The following is a 19835-nucleotide window of genomic DNA, read 5'->3' as shown; positions in this document are numbered from 1 at the left end:
CCTCTGGGAGGTCAGTCGCCGTGGCGGCGACGGCGGATGAGGAGTCGAGTGACGAGAAGGGCGATGCCGATCCCGACGAGCAGCGCGCCGACGAGCAGGATCGTGACGGGCACGTCGGCGCCGGTGCCGGGGAGCTGACCGCCGACGCAGGCGCCGACGCAGTCGAGCGGAGAGATGTCGACGTGGATCTGCACGCCGCGCACGCCGTCGGCTGCGGAGTCGCCCTCGGCATCGACGGCCGCTGCGGCGCCCGCGGCCCCGGCGAGGATCGATGCGATCACCGCACGGCCTCCTCTCGGCGGGCCTCGTCGAGCGCCTCTTCGCGTCCGCGCTCCCGCGCGGTGCGGAGGAGCGCCTCCATGCGGCGCCGGGAGCGGATGCGGTTCCAGAGGAGCGCGATGATCAGGAGGGCCGCGCCGGCCACGAGGCCGAGCTGCGGCCACGGCATCGCCCAGACCGTGACGGGCGTGGTCGAGGCGTCGACCGCGAGGGGGTCGCCGTCGAGCGTCGACGACGACGGGGTGATCCGCAGGTCTCCGCCGACGGCGACGAGCGGCCACACGTCCGGCACCGCGATCGTGAAGGTGCGGCTCTCGCCGGGAAGGATCTCCTGGCGGCGCTCCCCTTCGGCGGGGAACGCGATGGTCTGTCCGGCGATGCTGAGCTCGCCCGCGGCATCCAGTCGGGTGTTGCCGGTGTTGGCCACGTCGAACGACACGGTGGCCGACCCCGCTCTGAACGGATTCCAGGTCATCTCGTAGTCGGCGCTGAGGTTGCGGACCGCGAACGCAGGAGCGATCTCGCCGGTGACGCGGGTCATCACCTTGATCCCGACGCGGCTCTCGACACCGACCCCGGTGCCGCCGGCGTCGTCCTTCTGGATCGACAGCACGGATGCCGCGACTCCCGCCGCGTGGTCGCCGGGTTCGGCGTTGTCGGGCACCGCGACCGTGAACGGCACCACGACGGCACCGCCCGCGGGGACGGAGACCTCGTCGGGGAGCGTGATCCAGGTGCCTGCGGCCACGGACTCCTGGTCGGAGGGCAGCATGTCGAACCGGCCGGCGGGCGTGTAGTAGCCGTCTGCCGCAGCGAGGTGGAAGACGACGTCGGCCGAGCCGAGGTTGCGCACGACGATGTGGTCGTCGACGCTCTCGCCGGGGTCGAGCTCGTGCTCGACCGAGGTGCGGCCGTCAGGACCCGATTCGTCCGCCGGTGACACCGACCACGAGACCGCGTCGCTCGGCGCCTCCTCGGCCTGGGCGACCGAGGAGACTCCGAGCACGCCGAACGCGGCCACGAGGACGGCGGCGCACAGTGCGAGCGGGGTGGGGGTGGGAGAGGTCATGGCGTCACCGGCAGACGATGGGGGGATCAGTACGCGTCTTCGAAGAGGGACAGCGTGAGCAGCGAGGTGTACGACCCGGGCGCCACGGTGACCGGGGTCTTCAGCACGAGGTTGGCGTTCGCGGTCCACTGCCCGGAGACGGCCTTGGCGTCGGCGGAGTCGAGAGCCAGGTAGAGCAGCTCCTGACCGGCGAGGCCGACCGCGTTCTGACCGGAGTCGAGCGAGGTGTCGACGACGTCGCCGGGTGCGACCTCGCCGTCGTTGGCCGTGACGACGGCCGGAGCCCAGCCGAGGTGGTCGGGGGTGATGTTCGGCTGGCCGGCGGTGCCGACGAAGTCCCCCGCCTGACCGACGACGTACCAGGCGACGCCGGCGGGGACGTCGGTGCGGGTGTCGGTGACGGTCACGTTCGGCAGGGCGCCGGTGAACTGCCGGAAGGATGCCGTCGTCCCGCTCTCGGTGAGCGTGGTCTCGGTGTTCGCGACGGTGAGGCTGAGCGCGCCGTTCGCGGTGGGGGCGATGTCGACCTTGACGTCGACGCCGTCGGTGTCCTCGGCGTCGGGGAACTCGGCGAAGGCGGCCGAGCCGACGCCGACGAGCAGCAGCCCGCCCAGGATTCCGGCTGCGCAGCGTGCTGCGGTGCCCTTCTTCATCATCTTCGTTTCTCCAGTTCCTCGGCCGGCGGATGCCGCACCGAATCGACGATCAGCCGAGGAGCTGTCGGGTGCGCTCCTCGGATTCGGGCAGGAACTGCATGGGCGTCCTTGCCGCTTCCACTCCCAGCAGTGGGCGTGGCGTCTACCGATCACTGTCTGTTACCGGTAACGGGCCGACTGTAGCATACGGCCGCGCGTGCACGCCAGCATCGGGATCCACGATCGAGACCGTTTCGTCGACCCCTGTCTTTTCGGTGTTGTGTCCGCTAACATTCCCCGAGGAAGCCCACCCGAGGGCTCACCAGGCGCAGCCGGAGCCCTGCCGCACGCCCGTCAACGACGACAAGGAGTACCGCCCATGAGCGCACCCACCCGACCACCTCGACGCCGCCGGATGCTCGCCGCCGGCGTGATCGGCTCGCTGGCGGCATCCGTCTGCGCGTTCGCCCCCTCGGCGGCGTTCGCGGCCGACGTGCCGGCACCGGCCGCGCACTACGACATGTCGCACTCCGGTCAGGCGCTGATCGACGTGTCGGGCAACGGCCGCAACGCCGCGCTCACCGGATTCACCGACGCGTCGTTCGTCGACGCGTCGGGCGACGCCGTGCTGAGGTTCAAGAAGGACGGGTACGCGAGCCTCCCCCAGGGACTCGTCACCGGCGCCGACAACGACTTCACCGTCGAGTACACCGTGGCGACGCAGACCGCGACCAACCAGTTCGGATGGGTCATCGGCGACGGCGTCGGCGCGTGGAACACCACCCAGCTCGGCAACCACGTGTTCGTGAACCCCCGCTCCGCGGAGGGCTCCTACGCGAACCAGGTGCTCTCCGGCATCCGCGTGAAGTCGGGAAGCAGCAACGGCGAGGTGCGCCTGCCCGCGGGCGGCGGCCTGAACCCCGGCTTCACCACCCTCACCATGGTCGGCAGCGGCAGCACGCTCACCCTGTACCGCGACGGCCAGGTCATCTCGACCGCCACGCACGCGTACAACCTCAGCTCGATCGTCCCCACAGGCAGCACGCTCGGCTACCTCGGACGCTCGCTCTACACGGGCGACGCGCTGCTGCAGGCCGACGTCACCGACGTGAAGTTCTGGGACACCTCGCTCACGGCCGCGCAGGTCGCGGCGAGCATGCCCACGTCCGGCCAGAAGGCCGCCACCACCCAGGGCCTGCTCCGCTCCGATCTGCTGCCGATCATCGTCGGCGCGAACAGCTCCCTCGACGCCGTGCGCAGCAACCTCGTGCTCCCCGTCTCCTCCAACGGCGTCGCGCTCACCTGGTCGTCCTCGGCCCCCTCGGTGATCTCGAACACCGGTGTGGTGTCCCGCTCCGTCACCTCCGACACCGCCGTGACCCTCACCGCGACCCCCGCCCAGGGCTCGCCGATCACGTTCTTCGTGACCGTCGCCGCGGCATCCGCTTCCGCCGACCTCGATGCGCTCTCGATCGCCCCGCGCACCACCGAGAACCTCCCGCTCGTCACGAAGGGCGCCGTCGACGGATCGACCATCACGTGGACCTCGTCCGACGCCGCCCTGGTCACCCCCACCGACCCCGCCTACGTGGCACCCGCCGTCGGCATGGCCGACCCGTACCGCGGCGGCGGCCTCGTCGAGCGCCCCGCATACGGCGCCGGCGACCGCGAGGTCACCCTCACCGCGCACGCGACACTGAACGGCACGACCGTGCACCGCGAGTTCGCCGTGACGGTCGCCGAGCACGGCCGCACCGCCCCGGATGCCGGCTACGCCAGCGCCTACTTCAAGTCCGACAGCGACGAGAAGATCTACCAGGCGGCGACCAGCGGCAACGACTTCTTCACGTTCTCCCCCGTCAACGGCGGCAACCCCGTGATCGCCTCGACCGCAGACACCAAGGGTCTGCGCGACCCGTACATCCTGCGCTCGCACGACGGCGACAAGTACTACATGATCGCCACCGACCTCTGCATCGGCTGCGGCACCGGCTGGGGCCCCGCGCAGTCGCAGGGCAGCCTCAAGGTCGAGGTCTGGGAATCGACCGACCTCGTGCACTGGGACCGCACCAACGGCGAGAACACCGGCATCACGATCAACCAGCCCGAGGCCGGCATGACCTGGGCCCCCGAGGCGTACTGGGACGACGAGCTGCAGTCCTACGTCGTGTTCTTCGCCTCGCGCCTGTACTCCGACGCCTCCCACACGAACACGGACAAGCTCTACGCCCGCATGTTCGCCGTGCTCACCCGCGACTTCCAGACGTTCACCTCGCCGCCCGCGAGCTGGCAGGACACCGGCTACGCGCGCATCGACTCGACCGTCACGAAGATCGGCGACTACTACTACCGCTTCACGAAGAACGAGGAGTCCGGCGCCGCCGGCACCCTCGAGGCGGGCAAGGACATCTTCCTCGAGCGCTCGAAGGTCCTCACCGCGCCGACCACCTCGTCGAACTGGAGCGCCGACCCGACCCAGACCTGGCAGCTCACCGACACCCGCATGACGAGCCTCGAGACCGGGCAGGCCGGAGAGGGTCCCGAGATCATCAAGCTCAACGAGGGCGACCCGAACAACACGAGCGGCGACGGCTACGTCTTCCTCGTCGACAACTACGGCGCCGGCGGCTACCGCGCGTTCGTGACCACGGGCGACGAGATCGCCTCGAGCAGCCAGTCGAACCGCCTCTCGCAGCGCTCCACCTGGAACGTGCGACCCCAGGGCGGACTCCCCGCGAGCCCGCGGCACGGCGCGTTCGTCAGCGTCCCGCAGACCGTGCTCACCGCGATGCACGACTGGACGTCGATCGCGGCCGTCTCCTCGGCGACGGCTCTCACGGTGAACGGTCGGCAGGCGACGGCATCCGTCTCCGCCGCAGACGGCGGAGACGTCGCCGGCACCGTGACCTTCGCCGGCGGCTCCTGGAGCACCACGGTCGCGCTGAGCGCCGGTACGGCGACGGTCACCGTGCCCGCCGGGGTGACCAGCGTCACCGCGACGTACGACGGCTACCGCGACGGACTCGTCTCGACCTCCGCCTCGGCCGCCGCCCCCGTGGACGGCCTGACGATCACCGCGAACGCCACGCTCCGCTGCGTCGCCGGCAAGGCGCAGGTCGTCGTCGCCGTGCACAACGCCTCGGCGGTCCGCGCCGACGTGACCGTCGCGACCCCGTACGGCTCGAAGACGGTCTCGCTCGCGGCTGGCGCCTCGACGTCGGCGTCGTTCGCGAGCCGCCTGGCCACGGTCCCCGCCGGAACGGTCGCCGTGACCGCCACGGGCGCGGACGGGCAGACCTACGGAGCCACCACCCCCATCCCCGCCGGCGCCTGCGGCTGATCGGAGAAGAGAACATGACGACCCTGCTCTCCAGGAGCATCAGGAAGACGGCGGCCATCGTCGCCGCCACGGCGACCATCGTGGCGATCGGAGCGGTGTCCACGCACACCGCCTCGGTCGCCGCGAGCGGCCCCGCACCGCTCATCCACTACACGTTCGACTCCGCCGCCGGCGGCACCGTCGGCGACGCATCGGGCAACGGCTACGACGGCGTGATCAAGCAGACCGGCGCCACCGTGCAGAACGGGCAGCTCACGCTGCCCGGAGGTGCCAAGGCCACCGCGGGCTACCTCGAGATCCCGACGGCCGGGCTCGTCGGGGCGCAGCAGCTGACCGTGTCGACCTGGCTCACCGGCAGGTCGGGGGCCGCCAACACGGCGGCCGCCTTCATCGGCGCCCCCGTCGCCTCCGGTGCGAACTACTCCAGCGGATACTGGCTGTTGAACCCGACGAATCCGAACGGCTACGTGAAGTCGGTCGTGACGAACGCGACGAACGCCTCGGCGCCCTGGGGCACCGAGGTCGGAGCCGGCGCCACGAACGCGGCGAGCAGCGGCATCCGCACACCCTCGGGCCCTGCGCTGTACACGACCGTGATCGACGGCGTCGCCGGCACGCTCACGACGTACGTCAACGGCGCGCAGATCTCGTCCGTGCCGATCGCGCGCTCCGTGGCGTCGTTCGGCTCGTCGCTCGTGTCGTACCTCGGCCGCTCGACCTACAACGACAACGGATGGGCGGGCGACGTCGACGACTTCGCCGTCTACTCCACCGCTCTCAGCGCGGCGCAGGTGCAGCAGGTCTTCTCCGACCAGGCGCTCGACCGGGCCGTCGCAGCGGTCTCGGTGCCTGGCTCGGCGACCGCGTCCTTCACCCTGCCGACCAGCAGCAGCGGTGTGGCGATCTCGTGGGCGTCCGACGCCGCCGCCGTGCAGGTGTCGGGCGGAGCCGCCACCGTGACGCGACCGGCTCCCGGCTCCGCCGATGCCGTCGTCACCCTCACCGCGACCTTCACGCTGGGTGGGGCCACGACGACCCGGACGTTCTCCGTGACGATCCCGGCCGAGCTGTCGGCGCAGGCGAAGGCGGATGCCGACATCGCCGCCATCTCGATCGCCGCTCAGGACGACGTCCGCACGTCGTTCTCGGTTCCGACGAGCGGGGCCCACGGCTCGACCCTGAACTGGACCGTCGTCTCCGGTGGCGCCGCGGCGACCCTCCGCGAGGGCGTCAAGGCCGGCGTCGCGACCGTGTCGATCACGCGCCCCGCGGTCGATGCCGCCGCCGCGACCGTCGTGCTGTCCGCGACGGCGACGAGCGGAGCAGCCACCGCGAGCCGCCAGTTCACGCTGACCGTGCGCCCGCAGCCGGCGGACGCGGGAGACCCCGAGGCGTACGTGTGGGCGTTCTTCACGGGTGAGGGGGCGGGCGCCGAGCGCGTCAGCCTCGCCGCCTCGAAGGGCGACGACGCGCTGCGCTGGAACACCCTGAACGACGGGGAGCCGATCTTCGCGTCCTCGCAGGGCACGCAGGGCCTGCGCGATCCGTTCATCATCCGCTCGCACGAGGGCGACAAGTTCTACATGCTCGCCACCGACCTGAAGATCGACGGCCTCGCCGGCGGCTTCACGACCGCGCAGATCTCCGGGTCGCTGTTCATCGAGGTGTGGGAGTCCACCGACCTCGTGAACTGGTCGGCGCAGCGCCACGTGCAGGTGTCCTCCGCCTACGCCGGCAACACCTGGGCGCCCGAGGCGTACTGGGACGACGAGCTCGGCCGCTACGTGGTCTTCTGGGCGTCGAACCTGTACCCGACGACCGACGCCGCGAGCCGCACCGCGGTGACCTACAACCGCATGATGTACGCGACCACCGACGACTTCGTGACCTTCTCGGAGCCGCAGGTGTGGTCGGACGTGCCGCGCGGCACGGGCAAGGGCCTGATCGACTCCACGGTCGCGAAGGAGGACGGCGTGTACTACCGCTTCACGAAGGACGAGGCGTCGATGACCCTCCGCGAGGAGAAGTCGACCGACCTCCTCGCGACCATCTCCGGTGCGCTGCCCGGAACCTCCGGCGCCGCCGACCAGTGGACGCTGGTCAAGGAGCAGATCGCGACCGGACTGCCGAACGGCGAGCCGGGAGGCACGTACTCCAGCGGCGAGGGACCGAGCATCTTCCCCTCCAACCCGGGAGACGTGAACGGCTTCGAGTGGTACCTGTTCATCGATCAGCCGAACTACCACGGCGGGCCGAACCACTACATCCCGTTCGGGTCGGACGACATCGCGAACGGATCGTCGTGGCAGCCGCTCGGGTCCATCCTGCGCGCGAACCTGCCGCAGAACAGCGACGGAGGAAAGCCGCGCCACGGCACGGTGATCCCGGTCACCCGCGCCGAGTACCAGACGGTGCTCGAGGGCTTCGCGCCGGAGATCGCGGTGACCGAGGTCGCCCCGATCACGGCATCCACCACCGCCGGTCGCGCACCCTCGCTGCCGAAGGCCGTGCTGACGACCGCGAGCGGCGCGACCTCCACGGTCGACGTCGCCTGGGCGGGAGTGGACCCGGCCGACTACGCGTCCCCCGGCGCCTTCACGGTGCGCGGCATCGCGCAGGACGATTCGCGGATGCCGGTCACGGCCACCGTCACGGTCACGCCGGGCGTCGGTCTCGACGTGTCGTCCCGCTGCGTCGCCGGCAAGGTCGTCGTGACCGCGAAGGTGTCGAACGCGGCGGCCTCCGCCGCCGAGGTCGCCCTGGCCTCGCCCTACGGCGAGCGCATCGTGGACGTCGCCGGAGGCAAGAGCACGACCGTGACCTACACGACCAGGGCGGCCTCGATCGCGGCCGGTCAGGTGCAGGCCTCGGTCGACGGCATCGCTGCGGCATCCGCCTCGTTCGCCGGGCGCACCTGCTGACGCCGTCGCACTCGCGGGCGTGAGCCTCGTCGGGCCGATGCGGAGCTGCTCCGCATCGGCCCGACGTGTATCAGATCAGCGCGTCGCGGCTCCTCCTCTACACAGTCTCTCGGAGGAGGTCATCATGTGCGTTCCCGTGCTCTGGGTCGGAAAGGACCGCGACGGTCACATCACCCACATCGGCGGTGCGACCGCGACGGGGATGCCGTGGGGGCTGACGGTCGGGGAGGCGGTGGCCGCGATCGACTCCCGCCTCTGGGACTTCTTCACCCACGTCGGAGACCGGTACGCGATGGTCGTCGTGCGCGGGAGCGGCGGTCAGCGGCACCTGACGACGATCCCCGACAGCTGGACGCCGAACAACCTCGACTCGCTGCCCGTGAACCCCGCCCCGCTGGCGGGTCTGATGCCCGGGTTCCCGCTGAGCCTGCCCGGCGCGTCTGCCATGGCGCAGACCCGCGTCCGCTCGATCCAGGTGCTGCGCAACCGGCGGTGGGAGACGCTGTTCACGGGCGATCACGCCGTGGGCTCCTCGCTCATGATCCCGGTGCCGCAGGGGTTCCACGACGGGAATCCGCCGACGTTCCGTCTGGACGTGCTGGTGCCTTTCCCCGCCCAGATCGGCGCGGTCGATCCCGTGGTGCTCCCCGTGGTGACGACGGATGCGCCGGAGCCCCGGCGTTCGATCGAGGAGGCGGGCCGGGGGTGGTGCTCGATCGACTACGTGCTGACGCATCCGGACGGGACACCGGATCCGACCAAGCCGAGCCGCATGACGGAGGCACGGATGCACGTGCGCCCCACCCGCTCCGAATGGCGCAAGCGCCGCTACGGGTGCGCGGTCACGGCGACGTCGATCAACGTGAACTGCCTGATGGGCGGGAGGACGCAGACGGGCGGTCAGGCGGTGGGCTTCACGCTCGTGGAGCCCACGTCTCCTCCTGTGCAGCCGCCGAGCGACCAGGTGACGGTGCCCGGCGTGATCGGACAGCGCCTGGATGCCGCGCTCACCGCGCTGTGGGCCGTGCCCCTGCAGGTCACGCTGATCGGGCCCGTCGACGTGAACACGAATCTGCAGGTCGAGTCCCAGTCCCCGGCGGCGGGGAGCAGGGTCAGGCGCAGCAGCGGGGTCGTGCTGACCACGCAGCGGATCACCGCGCCGACGGGGGTGAAGGAGCTGCGCATCGAGAACCGGTCCAACCGGCAGGCGGCGCTCGACATCTGGCTGTTCGACCATTCCACCGGGGCGTGGTCGCACGAGACGACCGTCGACTACGAGGCGACGGAGACCGTCTCCTTCGAGGAGGGCCATCTCTTCACCGTGGCAGCGATCGATCCGCAGATGCCGTACTGCTCCACGGGCGACCCGACCGATGTGGACTGCGTGTACGCCAGCCCGACCAGGCAGTTCGACGGAGATGACGACGGGGCGACCCTGGACTGGGCGGTCACCTGAGCGGAAGCCGCCCCGCCGCTCTCGCTACGCCGTGGCGGTCGCGTTCAGCGCGACCATCCAGCCGATGCCGAACGCGTCGGTGAGCATGCCGAAACGGCCGCCCCACGGCGGCGTCTCGAACGGCACCGTGATCGTGCCGGTCGCGGCGAGCGCGTTCCAGATGCTCTCCAGGCGCGCTTCGTCATCGCCGCTGACCGACACCGAGATGCCCGCCGGGGCGGCGTACGGCATGTGGCTGGGGGTGTCGGCGCCCATCAGGGTGAGGCCGTCGGGCGTCTCCAGCTGAGCGTGCATGACGAGGTGCTTCTCGTTCGGGGGCAGGCCCATGTCGTAGTTCTCGAACGTGTCGATGCGCAGCTCTCCGCCGAGAGCGCTCTGGTAGAAGGTCATCGCCTCGCGGGCGTTCTGGTGGAAGGAGATGTAGGGGTTGAGCGTGGTCACGTGATTCTCCGATGATGGGTCGCCTGCACCGAGGATCGAGGCGCGGTGCAGGGCAGCGATCTTTCTGCGCCTTCACCAGATGAGACTCCTCGACGCGCGATTCATGACGCGAAACGGTCCTTCCTGCCGTGCGGGCCGAGAGGAGACCTCGGGCATGCGACAGGATGGCCCCATGCCCCTGCACGACGACGAGCTGCTCATCGAGACCGAGATGGCAGCCGCGCTGATCCACGAGCAGTTCCCGCGGTGGCGTGACCAGCCGGTGCGCCGCATCGCCGTCGCCGGTACCGTGAACGCGATCTTCCGCATCGGAGACGGCGCCGCGGCGCGCTTCCCGCTCGTCGCCGCCGACCCGGAGGAGACGACGGCGACCCTGGCCGCGGAGTCCGCCGCGATGCACGAGCTCGCCGCGCACGCCACCGTGCCGACCCCGGTCCCCCTCGCGATCGGCGCCCCCGGACGCGGCTACCCGCTGCCCTGGTCGGTCCAGACCTGGATCCCCGGCGAGGTCGCGTCCCCGGATGCCGCGGCGCACTCCCCCGTGTTCGCCCGCGACCTCGCGGCGCTCGTCTCCGCCCTCCGCCGCGCCGACACGAGGGGCCGCGTCTTCTCCGGGAATGGACGCGGCGGCCACCTCCCCGACTCCGACGACTGGCTCGACCTCTGCTTCCGTGAGAGCGAGGGGCTCCTCCCGGTGGACGAACTTCGGGCGCTGTGGCGAGAGCTGCGTGTGCTCCCCTCGTCCGGCCCCGATGTGATGTCGCACGGCGACCTGATCCCGGCGAACCTGCTCCTCGACGGCGAGCGGCTGAGCGGCGTGCTCGACGGAGGCGGCTTCGCTGCGGCCGACCCCGCCCTCGATCTCGTCTCCGGCTGGCATCTCCTGGACGCCGACGCCAGGGCGGTCTTCCGCGAGGCGCTGCGCAGCGCGGACCCCTCGGCATCGAGGGACGAGGAGCTCGTGTGGCGGCGCGGAGCCGCCTGGGCGCTGCAGCAGGCGATGGGTCTGGTCTGGTACTACCGCGAGTCGCACCCGACGATGAGCGAGCTCGGCCGCCGCACGCTGTCGCGCATCCTCGCGGCGCCGGAGCTGCGGCGCACGCCCTGAGGCGCTCCGCTCAGAGCCCGAGCCGCTCCAGGTACGGACCCACGAGACGGCGATCCGGGTCGTAGGCGGCGGCCAGTGCCGCGAAGTCGTCCCACCGCGGGTAACGAGCCCGCACCTCGGCGGCGTCGAGCGTGAAGACCTTGCCCCAGTGCGGGCGCGCGGAGGCGGGCAGCGCCGCCTCGATCACGGGGAGCAGAGCGCGCACGGCCTCCTCCTCCGGCTTCCACGTGAAGTGAATGCCGACGGCATCCGTCCCGAACGACGAACTCAGCCACAGTTCGTCGGCGCGCACCGTGCGGATCTCGGTGACCAGCAGCAGCGGGGCGATGCGGTCGGCGAGCGCGCGCACGGCGGAGATCGCGGCGACCGCATCCGCTCGCGCGACGAGGAACTCGCTCTGGATCTCCGCTCCGGCGGAGGGCGTGAACTCCAGACGGAAGTGCGGCAGCCGCTGGAACCACGGACCGGCGACGCCCTCCTGCTCGGTGCAGGCCGCGGGGTCCACGCCGAGGATCGGATGCCGTTCGCCGTCGGCGGCCTCGGCGCCGAGCGCGGTGGCGAGACTGTCCCTCGACGACTGCTGGCTGCGGGCCTCGGCCCTCGACGCCGGGACGCGCTGCTTGATCCAGATCTGGTCGGCGACGTCGGTGCGCTGCCAGGTCGTGAAGATGCTCACGCTGGTGCCCGCGCCGGTGACGGCGTCGAGATCGGCGAGGATCGCCTCCCACGACGGATGCTCGTACACGTGCTGGGCGACCTGATAGGTCGGCTCGACGTCGAGCGTCAGATCGACGACGGCGCCCAGCGCCCCGAGCGACACGACGGCCCCGTCGAAGCCCTCGTCGCCCCGAGTCAGCTCCACGATCTCCCCCGCCGGGGTCATGATCGTGAGCCCGCTGACGGCGCTCGCGAGGGAGCCGATCGCGTCGCCGGAGCCGTGGGTGCCCGTCGCGACCGCGCCGGCGACGGAGATGTGGGGCAGAGAGGCGAGGTTCGCGAGGGCGAGACCCTGCTCCTCCAGGACGGGAGCGAGGTCGCCGTAGCGGAGGGCCCCCGACACGCGCACGGTGTCGCGCCGCGGAGAGACCTCGATGCGGCGAGGCATCCGGTCGAGCGCGATCAGCACGCCGTCGGTGTCGGCGATGTCGGTGAAGCAGTGGCGGGAGCCGAGCATCCGCACGGGGCCGCCGCGCCCGAGCAGATCGCGCAGCTCGTCGACCGACTCCGGATGCTCGACGGACGACGCCCGGTACACGACGTTGCCCGCCCAGTTGCGCTCGATGCTCATGGCGTCATCGTAGCCTCCACGCGGAGGATTACATCGATGCAGGTCGGCGGAGCGAGGGCCGGAGGATAGGCTGACCGGATGACAGCGATGCTGCCGCCGCGCGCCACCATGAAGGACGTCGCCGCTCTCGCCGGCGTGTCGATCAAGACGGTGTCGAACGTCGTGACGGGCGCCGTCGCCGTCCGCGAGGAGACGCGCACGAGGGTCGAGTCGGCGATGGCCCAGCTCGACTTCGTGCCGAACCTCAGCGCCCGCGGACTGCGCAAAGGCCGCTCGGGGATCATCGCCGTCGCCCTCCCCGACCTCGCCAGCGCGTTCTCCGCCGAGCTCGTGCAGCACATCGTCGAGGCCGCTCACGAGAGGGGGCTCGCCGTGCAGATCGAGGAGACCGCGTCGGTGCCGGAGCGGGAGAAGGAGCTCGTCTCCCGGGCTCGCGCCCGCCTCGTCGACGGTCTGATCCTCAACCCCATCCGGCTGGAGGACAGCGTCCTGAAGTACGCCGATCGACTGCCGCCCCTCGTGGTGATCGGCGAGGTCGAGCAGAACAGGGCCGACCACGTCAGGATCGACAGCCGCCGGGCCGCGGCGGACGCGACCAGGCACGTGCTGTCCCGCGGGGCCACCCGGATCGCGGTGGTCGGCGCCGACGACGACCCGGCCGCGGCCACCGCGACGAGCCGCCTCCGACTGGAAGGCGTGCACGACGCCCTCCGCGAGGCGGGCATCGCCCGCGATCCCGCCCTCGAGATCAACCCGCTCCACTGGGCCGCGACCGGAGGAGCCGACGCCGTGCGGACGCTCTACGAACGCCGCGTCGCGTTCGACGCGATCATCGCGTTCACCGATGCCCTCGCGCTCGGCGCGCTGCACGCCCTGCACGAACGCGGCGTGAGCGTGCCGGGCGACGTGATCGTGACCGGCTTCGACGACATCGAGTTCTCGCGCTTCGCCTCCCCCGCCCTCACGACGATCGCGTTCGAGCGCCGAGCCGTCGCCGACGCCGCGCTCGGACTCCTCGAGTCCCGCATCGACGACCGCGGCGCCGCCCCTCGGGGGGTCACCCTGCCGCATCGGCTGGAAGAGCGCGCGAGTACGCAGGGCCGTCCTCGCGGCTACCGCCCCTGACGGGTGCGGACGGATGCCGACGGCATCCTTGCTCCTCGATTACATCGATGTAATGATGGAGATTCGCGCCGTTCCCGTTCGGCGTCGGACTCGGATCCAAGGAGAGCGATGACCCAGGCCCGCATCACCGTCGACCGCGACTTCACGATCGGCGACGTCCCCCGGAGACTCTTCGGGTCGTTCGTCGAGCACATGGGACGCTGCGTCTACACCGGCATCTACGAGCCAGGGCACCCGCTGGCCGACGAGCGCGGCTTCCGCACGGACGTGCTCGCCCTCGTGAAGGAGATGGGCCCGACGGTGGTGCGCTACCCCGGCGGCAACTTCGTCTCCGGCTACCGCTGGGAAGACGGGGTGGGTCCGGTGGCCGACCGCCCCGTGCGCATCGACGGCGCCTGGCACACGATCGAGACGAACGCCTTCGGTCTGCACGAGTTCATGGACTGGGCGAAGGAGGCGGGCGCCGAGGTCATGGAGGCCGTCAACCTCGGCACCCGCGGGGTCGAGGAGGCCCGCGCCCTCGTCGAGTACGCCAACCACCCCGGCGGCACGTACTGGTCGGACCTCCGCCGGAAGAACGGCGCCGAGCAGCCGTTCGACATCACGCTCTGGTGCCTGGGCAACGAACTCGACGGACCGTGGCAGATCGGCGGCAAGACCGCGGCCGAGTACGGCCGGCTGGCGCAGGAGTCCGCGAAGGCCATGAAGCTGGTCGACCCGACGATCGAGCTCGTCGCCGTGGGCTCGTCCAGTCGCTCCATGCCGACGTTCGGCTCCTGGGAGCACACCGTGCTCACCCACGCGTACGACGAGGTCGACTACATCTCGATGCACGCCTACTACCAGGAGCATGACGGGGATGCCGCGTCCTTCCTCGCCGAGTCCGTCGACATGGACGCGTTCATCGAGGGCGTCATCGCCACGGTGGACGCGGTCAAGGCCGCCGGAAAGCACACGAAGCAGGTCGACATCTCGTTCGACGAGTGGAACGTGTGGGATCAGGTGCGGTACAACGAGGTCGAGGCGGCCGAGATCGCCGCGGCCGGGTGGCGACAGCACCCGCGGATCATCGAGGACACCTACTCGGTGACGGATGCCGTCGTCGTCGGCACCCTGCTGAACAGCCTCCTGCGGCACGGCGATCGCGTGAAGATCGCCAACCAGGCCCAGCTCGTCAACGTGATCGCGCCGATCAGGGCGGAGGAGAACGGCCCGGCCTGGCGCCAGACCAGCTTCTGGCCCTTCGAGCGCATGGCGCGCCTCGCGAAGGGCCGCATCCTGCGCCTCGCCGTGACCGCCTCGCAGATCGAGACGAAGCGCTACGGCGGCGTGGACTCCATCGATGCCGCGGCGACCTGGGACGAGGAGTCGGGCAGGCTCGTGGTGTTCGTCGCCAACCGCTCGCTGGAGGAGCAGAACGACCTCACGATCGACCTGCACGGCCTGGGCGACGTGCGCCTGCGCCAGGCCGAGACACTGACGGTGCCGGAGGGCGGCGACCGCCGCACCGCGAACCTCGAGACCACCCCCGACGCCGTGCACATGGTGCCGCTCGCGGCCGCCGAGGTCGTCGGCGACGCCGTGCGCGCCACCCTTCCTCCGCTGTCGTGGTCGGTCATCGAGCTGGATGCGACGCGGGCCTGACGCCGGAGACGCCTCGGCCGGCTCAGCGACCCGCTGGTGCGCTGAGCCTGTCGAAGTGCCCTCGCCACGCCGGAACCGGGTCCCTGAGCCGGCCGAAAGGTCTGGCGCGGAGAAGGCCCCGATATCCATCGATATCGGGGCCTTCTCACGACCGGAGGGAGAGCGGCGTCAGCCGACGGCCTCCTCCGGACGATCGAGCACGTCGATCGCCGCGGTGTCGGGCTCGTACTCGTCGATGTGGCGCTCATCCTGACCGTCGTACAGCGACAGCGGACGGATCAGCGCGTTCGACGACTGCTGCTCGATGATGTGCGCGGTCCATCCGGTGATGCGCGCCGCCACGAACAGCGGAGTGAAGGTGAGCGTGTCGAAGCCGATGAGGTTGTACGCCGGACCTGAGGGGTAGTCGAGGTTCGGGTAGATGCCCTTTCGTCCGACGAACTCGCTCTCGAGCCTGTCGTACAGCTCGCCGACGGCCGGCTTGTCGTAGTGCGCGACGAGCGAGTCCAGCGCGGCCTTCATGGTCGGCACGCGGGAGTCGCCCCGCTTGTACACGCGGTGCCCGAAGCCCATGATCTTGCGCTTCTCGGCGAGCGCGGCATCGAGCCAGCCCTCGACCTGGTCGGCCGTGCCGATCTCGTCGAAGATGTGCATGACGGCCTCGTTCGCCCCGCCGTGCAGCGGACCCTTGAGCGCGCCGATCGCCCCGACGACCGCCGAGTACAGGTCGCTGAGGGTCGACGTAATCACGCGGGCCGTGAACGTGGACGCGTTGAACGAGTGCTCCGCGTAGAGGATCATCGAGCGGTTGAACGCATCGACGACCACCGGATCGGGCTCCTCGCCGAACGTGAGCCAGAGGAAGTTCGCGGCGTAGTCGAGGTCGTCGCGCGACTCGACGGGGTCGAGTCCCCGGCGACGGCGCTGCCCGTACGACACGATCGCCGGGAGCGCGGCGAACAGCGTGAGGCTGCGCTCCTGGTTCTCCTCCGGCGTGCCGACGGCATCCAGCACGTTGGCGATGCCCGCCGTCTCGATCGCGCCGATCACGCTCACCGCGGTGCGCACCTCGTCCATCGGATGCGAATCCAGCGGCAGCCGGTCGATCGCGTCCTTGACCTCGGGAGAGAGAGCGCGGTGCTGCCGCTCGGTCAGCCGGAACGCGGCCAGCTCCTCAGGCGTGGGCAGCTCGCCGTGCCACAGCAGGTACGCGACAGCCTCGAACGACTGCGTCGCCGCGAGCTCCTGCACGGGGTAGCCGCGGTAGAGCAGGCTGTTCGTCTCGGGGTTGACCTTCGAGATCGCCGTCGTGTCGACGACGACGCCTGCGAGGCCCTTCTTGATGTCCGGCTCGGTCATGGTCACTCCTTCGTGGGTTACCGCTCGAGTGTGAAGTTGAAGACGCCGGAGTCGAAATGGTTGTACGACTCGTAGTCGATCAGATCGTAGAGATCGGCGCGGTGCTGCATCTCTCCGAGCTTCGAGGTCAGGTGCCCCTCGTCGTTCAGCGTATCCAGTGCGCGGCCTGCAGCGCCCATCGCGATGCGCAGCAGCGACACCGGCCAGATGACGAGGTTCACCCCGGCATCCCGCAGCTGATCCGTGGAGAACAGCTCGGACTTGCCGAACTCGGTCATGTTGGCGAGGATCGGCACGTCCACCGCGTTCGCGATCGCCTCGAATTCCTCCAGCGTGCGCATGGCCTCGGGGAAGATCGCGTCGGCCCCGGCATCCACCAGCGCCTTCGCCCGGTCGATCGCGGCATCCAGCCCCTCGATCGCGCGGATGTCGGTGCGCGCCATGATGAGGAAGTTCTCGTCGCGACGCGAATCGGCCGCCGCGCGGATGCGCTTGATCGCGGTGTCCTCGTCGACGACGCTCTTGCCGTCGAGGTGGCCGCAGCGCTTGGGGTTGATCTGGTCTTCGATGTGGGTGCCCGCGAGCCCCGCATCCTCGAGCTCCTGGATCGTGCGGGCGACGTTCATCGGCTCGCCGAACCCGGTGTCGGCGTCGACGATCGCGGGGAGGTCGGTCATGCGCGCGATCTGCTTCGCCCGCCCCGCGACCTCGGTGAGAGTCGTGAGGCCGATGTCGGGCAGGCCGAGGTCGGCGGAGAGGACGGCGCCGGAGATGTAGACGCCGTCGAAGCCCTTCTGCTCGATGAGACGGGCGCTCAGGGGGTTGAACGCACCGGGGAAGCGCAGCAGCTCGCCGCTCGCGAGCCGCTCCCGGAACAGCCGCCGCTTCTCGGCCGGGGTGACGGTGGAGTACAGCATCAGAACAGCCCCTTCGGGGCGTCGGCGGCCTCGAGCAGGCCGAGCCTGGCGATGATCGAGAGCTCGCCGACCTCTGCGGCCGTGAGCTCGGGAAGACGCTGCACGAGCTCCAGGAAGCGCTCGATCTCGGCGGGCTCCAGCACCGGCTCCGCCAGCAGACGGAACTTCGCGACGTAGTTCTCCCGCGCGAACGGACGGGCCCCGAGCGGATGCGCGTCGGCGACGGCGATCTCGTCTACCACGGTCGAGCCGTCGGTCAGGCGGATCTCGACGCGACCGCCGAACGCCTTCTCGTCGGGGTCCTCGGAGTGGTAGCGGCGCGTCCACTCGGCGTCCTCCGCCGTGGTGACCTTGTGCCACAGCGCGACCGTGTCGGCGCGGCCGGCGCGCTCGGGGGCGTAGGAGTCGACGTGGTGCCACCCGCCGTCCTGCAGCGCGACCGCGAAGATGTACGGGATCGAGTGGTCGAGCGTCTCGCGCGACGCCGTCGGGTCGTACTTCTGCGGGTCGTTCGCCCCGGAGCCGATCACGTTGTGCGTGTGGTGGCTGGTGTGGATGACGATCGACTCCACGTTCGCGGGGTCGGCCAGCTCCGGGCGGACGTTGTGGAGGCGGCGCGCCAGGTCGATCAGCGCCTGCGCCTGGTACTCGGCCGAGTGCTCCTTCGTGTAGGAGTCGAGGATCGCCCGCTTGGGCTCGCCCGGTGCGGGCAGCGGCACCTCGTACGCGGCGTCCTTGCCGTCGAGCATCCAGGCGATCACGCCGTCTTCACCCTCGTAGATCGGTGCGGGGCTGGTCTGTCCGCGCATCGCACGGTCGACCGCCTCGACGGCCATCTTGCCCGCGAAGGCCGGGGCGTGCGCCTTCCAGGTGGAGATCTCGCCCTTGCGGCTCTGCCGGGTGGCGGTGGTCGTGTGCAGCGCCTGGCCGACGGCCTGGTAGATCGTCTCGGCGTCGAGGCCGAGCAGGGTGCCGATGCCGGCGGCGGCCGACGGGCCGAGGTGCGCGACGTGGTCGATCTTGTGCTTGTGCAGGCAGATCGCGCGCACGAGGTCCATCTGGATCTCGTAGCCCGTCGCGATGCCGCGGACCAGTGCGCGGCCATCTGCGCCGACGTGCTGCGCGACCGCGAGGATCGGAGGGATGTTGTCGCCGGGGTGCGAGTACTCCGCAGCCAGGAACGTGTCGTGGTAGTCGAGTTCACGCACGGCCACGCCGTTCGCCCACGCCGCCCACTCCGGGCTGGTGCGGTGGTCGAGAGCGGCGCCGAAGACCGTCGCTCCGACCCCGCCGGTCGAGACGGGGTGGGTGAACGCCTGCGCGCGGGCAGCGTTGATCGGAGGACGGGTGAGGGATGCCGCTGCCACGGAGGCGTTGTCGATGATGCGGTTGATGATCATGTCGACGACGGCGGGCTCGACCTCGACCCGGTCGGTGGCGACCTCGGCGATCTTCCAGGCGAGCTGGTCCTCACGGGCGAGGTTCTCTTCGCTGCGGTGGACGCGGACGTGGTGGGTGACGGTCATTTCACACCTTCTGGTTTGGCTGTCAGGGAGTCGAGGATGCCGGTGAGCGCGTTGTGCAGGTGCACGTGCGTCGCGTGGGCGGCGAGGTCGCCGTCGCGGGCGGCGAGCGCCTGGGCGATCGTGCGGTGTTCGGACGCGGATGCCGCGAGCCGTTCCGGCTTGTCTCGCGCCATGCGCCGCACCCGGACGAGGTGGGTGCGCACGGTGCGCAGAGCCGAGGCGATGTAGTCGTTGGCCACGGCCTCGTCGAGGGCCGCATCGAAGCGCGCGATCAGGGCGTAGTACGCGTCGCGCCCGGCATCCGCCGTCAGGTCGACGTGCGCGAACTCCTCGGCGAGCGCCGCGAACAGAGCAGCGTCGCCGCGGGAGGCGGCGAGGCGCGCGGAGGTCTCCTCCAGCGCGCGGCGGATCTCGAACAGGGCGCGGATGTCGTCGGCATCCAGATCTGCGACGACCGTGACGCGCGGCGACTGCTGCACGACGAGCCCGTCGGCGGCGAGCCTGCGCAGCGCCTCGCGCATCGGGGTCCGGCTGATGCCGAGGCGTTCCGCCTGCTCGACCTCGCCCAGCACGACGCCCGCGGCGAGCGCACCGGACTGGATGCCGTCGAGCAGATGCGCGTAGGCGCGGTCGCTCGCGGTGGTCCGTTCCGCGGCGAGGGTCATGCCCTCAGTGTATACATAAACCGGTACGGTTGGCCATGAGAGGTGGTCTACCTTGCAAGAGG

At 70.7% G+C, this 19835-nt stretch carries 15 protein-coding genes; 6 read left to right on the top strand and 9 right to left on the bottom strand.

Annotated features, from left to right (window positions below):
- Positions 1-11: 11 nt before the first annotated feature.
- From ACFVRO_RS06445 to ACFVRO_RS06435, 3 genes are read right to left on the bottom strand one after another with little or no spacing between them, the layout of a single operon-like run.
- The gene (locus ACFVRO_RS06445) at positions 12-281 is read right to left on the bottom strand and encodes a hypothetical protein (protein WP_386950510.1); all 270 of its coding nucleotides are present in this window, start codon (positions 279-281) and stop codon (positions 12-14) included.
- A complete protein-coding gene (locus ACFVRO_RS06440; protein WP_386950507.1) occupies positions 278-1348 on the bottom strand; it encodes a hypothetical protein in 1071 nt (356 codons plus the stop codon). Before ACFVRO_RS06440 ends, ACFVRO_RS06445 begins: the two co-directional genes overlap by 4 nt.
- A gap of 26 nt (positions 1349-1374) precedes the next feature.
- Positions 1375-2004: a hypothetical protein gene (locus tag ACFVRO_RS06435; RefSeq protein ID WP_105677078.1), complete on the bottom strand. Its 630-nt coding sequence runs from the start codon at positions 2002-2004 to the stop codon at positions 1375-1377.
- Between the two features lie 358 nt (positions 2005-2362).
- Here ACFVRO_RS06435 and ACFVRO_RS06430 point away from each other — a divergent pair, with 358 nt between their 5' ends.
- The 3 genes from ACFVRO_RS06430 (at position 2363) to ACFVRO_RS06420 (ending at position 9700) form a co-directional block, all read left to right on the top strand.
- Positions 2363-5323, top strand: coding sequence for an immunoglobulin-like domain-containing protein (locus tag ACFVRO_RS06430; RefSeq protein ID WP_386950505.1), 2961 nt, complete (start codon positions 2363-2365; stop codon positions 5321-5323).
- Between the two features lie 14 nt (positions 5324-5337).
- A complete protein-coding gene (locus tag ACFVRO_RS06425; RefSeq protein ID WP_386950502.1) occupies positions 5338-8244 on the top strand; it encodes an immunoglobulin-like domain-containing protein in 2907 nt (968 codons plus the stop codon).
- Between the two features lie 124 nt (positions 8245-8368).
- Complete coding sequence (locus ACFVRO_RS06420) at positions 8369-9700, top strand: DUF3892 domain-containing protein (protein WP_386950499.1); 1332 nt, start codon at positions 8369-8371, stop codon at positions 9698-9700.
- 24 nt (positions 9701-9724) lie between these two features.
- Here ACFVRO_RS06420 and ACFVRO_RS06415 read toward each other — a convergent pair whose 3' ends face one another.
- On the bottom strand, positions 9725-10141 hold the full coding sequence (locus tag ACFVRO_RS06415) for a VOC family protein (RefSeq protein ID WP_386950496.1): 417 nt from the start codon (positions 10139-10141) through the stop codon (positions 9725-9727).
- A 172-nt stretch (positions 10142-10313) separates the two neighbouring features.
- Here ACFVRO_RS06415 and ACFVRO_RS06410 point away from each other — a divergent pair, with 172 nt between their 5' ends.
- Positions 10314-11249, top strand: a complete 936-nt coding sequence (locus tag ACFVRO_RS06410; protein ID WP_386950493.1) for an aminoglycoside phosphotransferase family protein — start codon at positions 10314-10316, stop codon at positions 11247-11249.
- Positions 11250-11259: 10 nt separating this feature from the next.
- On the opposite strand, the gene ACFVRO_RS06405 is transcribed toward ACFVRO_RS06410, so the two are convergent.
- Positions 11260-12537: an FAD-binding protein gene (locus ACFVRO_RS06405; RefSeq protein WP_386950491.1), complete on the bottom strand. Its 1278-nt coding sequence runs from the start codon at positions 12535-12537 to the stop codon at positions 11260-11262.
- Between the two features lie 78 nt (positions 12538-12615).
- On the opposite strand from ACFVRO_RS06405, the gene ACFVRO_RS06400 reads away from it, so the two are divergent.
- Positions 12616-13662 carry a LacI family DNA-binding transcriptional regulator gene (locus ACFVRO_RS06400; protein WP_386950488.1) on the top strand — a complete coding sequence of 349 codons (1047 nt, stop codon included), beginning with the start codon at positions 12616-12618 and terminating at the stop codon, positions 13660-13662.
- A gap of 108 nt (positions 13663-13770) precedes the next feature.
- The gene (locus ACFVRO_RS06395) at positions 13771-15306 is read left to right on the top strand and encodes an alpha-N-arabinofuranosidase (protein ID WP_386950485.1); all 1536 of its coding nucleotides are present in this window, start codon (positions 13771-13773) and stop codon (positions 15304-15306) included.
- 168 nt (positions 15307-15474) lie between these two features.
- Here the strand turns inward: ACFVRO_RS06395 and ACFVRO_RS06390 are convergent, their stop codons facing one another.
- Genes ACFVRO_RS06390 through ACFVRO_RS06375 form a run of 4 tightly spaced genes read right to left on the bottom strand, consistent with a single transcriptional unit; the run spans position 15475 to position 19773 of the window.
- Positions 15475-16665: a bifunctional 2-methylcitrate synthase/citrate synthase gene (locus ACFVRO_RS06390; protein ID WP_386950482.1), complete on the bottom strand. Its 1191-nt coding sequence runs from the start codon at positions 16663-16665 to the stop codon at positions 15475-15477.
- A gap of 17 nt (positions 16666-16682) precedes the next feature.
- Entirely contained in the window at positions 16683-17582 is a 900-nt protein-coding gene (gene prpB / locus ACFVRO_RS06385; RefSeq protein ID WP_386950479.1) for a methylisocitrate lyase, read from the bottom strand.
- Entirely contained in the window at positions 17582-19108 is a 1527-nt protein-coding gene (locus tag ACFVRO_RS06380; RefSeq protein ID WP_386950476.1) for an MmgE/PrpD family protein, read from the bottom strand. Before ACFVRO_RS06380 ends, prpB begins: the two co-directional genes overlap by 1 nt.
- Entirely contained in the window at positions 19105-19773 is a 669-nt protein-coding gene (locus ACFVRO_RS06375) for a GntR family transcriptional regulator (RefSeq protein ID WP_386950474.1), read from the bottom strand. The genes ACFVRO_RS06380 and ACFVRO_RS06375 overlap by 4 nt, the downstream gene beginning before the upstream one ends.
- Between the last annotated feature and the right edge of the window lie 62 nt (positions 19774-19835).

This window comes from Microbacterium sp. NPDC057944 (assembly GCF_042887445.1).
Taxonomy (GTDB): Bacteria; Actinomycetota; Actinomycetes; order Actinomycetales; family Microbacteriaceae; genus Microbacterium; species Microbacterium natoriense.
This window is presented reverse-complemented; position numbering and strand designations above follow the sequence as displayed.

What these genes read in the sequence shown, in the direction of transcription:
- ACFVRO_RS06425 (WP_386950502.1), top strand. Translation starts at nt 5,338, where the DNA reads ATGACGACCCTGCTCTCCAGGAGCATCAGGAAGACGGCGGCCATCGTC.
- ACFVRO_RS06420 (WP_386950499.1), top strand. Translation starts at nt 8,369, where the DNA reads ATGTGCGTTCCCGTGCTCTGGGTCGGAAAGGACCGCGACGGTCACATC.
- ACFVRO_RS06400 (WP_386950488.1), top strand. Translation starts at nt 12,616, where the DNA reads ATGACAGCGATGCTGCCGCCGCGCGCCACCATGAAGGACGTCGCCGCT.
- ACFVRO_RS06440 (WP_386950507.1), bottom strand. Translation starts at nt 1,348, where the DNA reads ATGACCTCTCCCACCCCCACCCCGCTCGCACTGTGCGCCGCCGTCCTC.
- ACFVRO_RS06375 (WP_386950474.1), bottom strand. Translation starts at nt 19,773, where the DNA reads ATGACCCTCGCCGCGGAACGGACCACCGCGAGCGACCGCGCCTACGCG.
- ACFVRO_RS06435 (WP_105677078.1), bottom strand. Translation starts at nt 2,004, where the DNA reads ATGATGAAGAAGGGCACCGCAGCACGCTGCGCAGCCGGAATCCTGGGC.
- ACFVRO_RS06390 (WP_386950482.1), bottom strand. Translation starts at nt 16,665, where the DNA reads ATGACCGAGCCGGACATCAAGAAGGGCCTCGCAGGCGTCGTCGTCGAC.
- ACFVRO_RS06395 (WP_386950485.1), top strand. Translation starts at nt 13,771, where the DNA reads ATGACCCAGGCCCGCATCACCGTCGACCGCGACTTCACGATCGGCGAC.
- ACFVRO_RS06410 (WP_386950493.1), top strand. Translation starts at nt 10,314, where the DNA reads ATGCCCCTGCACGACGACGAGCTGCTCATCGAGACCGAGATGGCAGCC.
- prpB (WP_386950479.1), bottom strand. Translation starts at nt 17,582, where the DNA reads ATGCTGTACTCCACCGTCACCCCGGCCGAGAAGCGGCGGCTGTTCCGG.
- ACFVRO_RS06380 (WP_386950476.1), bottom strand. Translation starts at nt 19,108, where the DNA reads ATGACCGTCACCCACCACGTCCGCGTCCACCGCAGCGAAGAGAACCTC.
- ACFVRO_RS06430 (WP_386950505.1), top strand. Translation starts at nt 2,363, where the DNA reads ATGAGCGCACCCACCCGACCACCTCGACGCCGCCGGATGCTCGCCGCC.
- ACFVRO_RS06405 (WP_386950491.1), bottom strand. Translation starts at nt 12,537, where the DNA reads ATGAGCATCGAGCGCAACTGGGCGGGCAACGTCGTGTACCGGGCGTCG.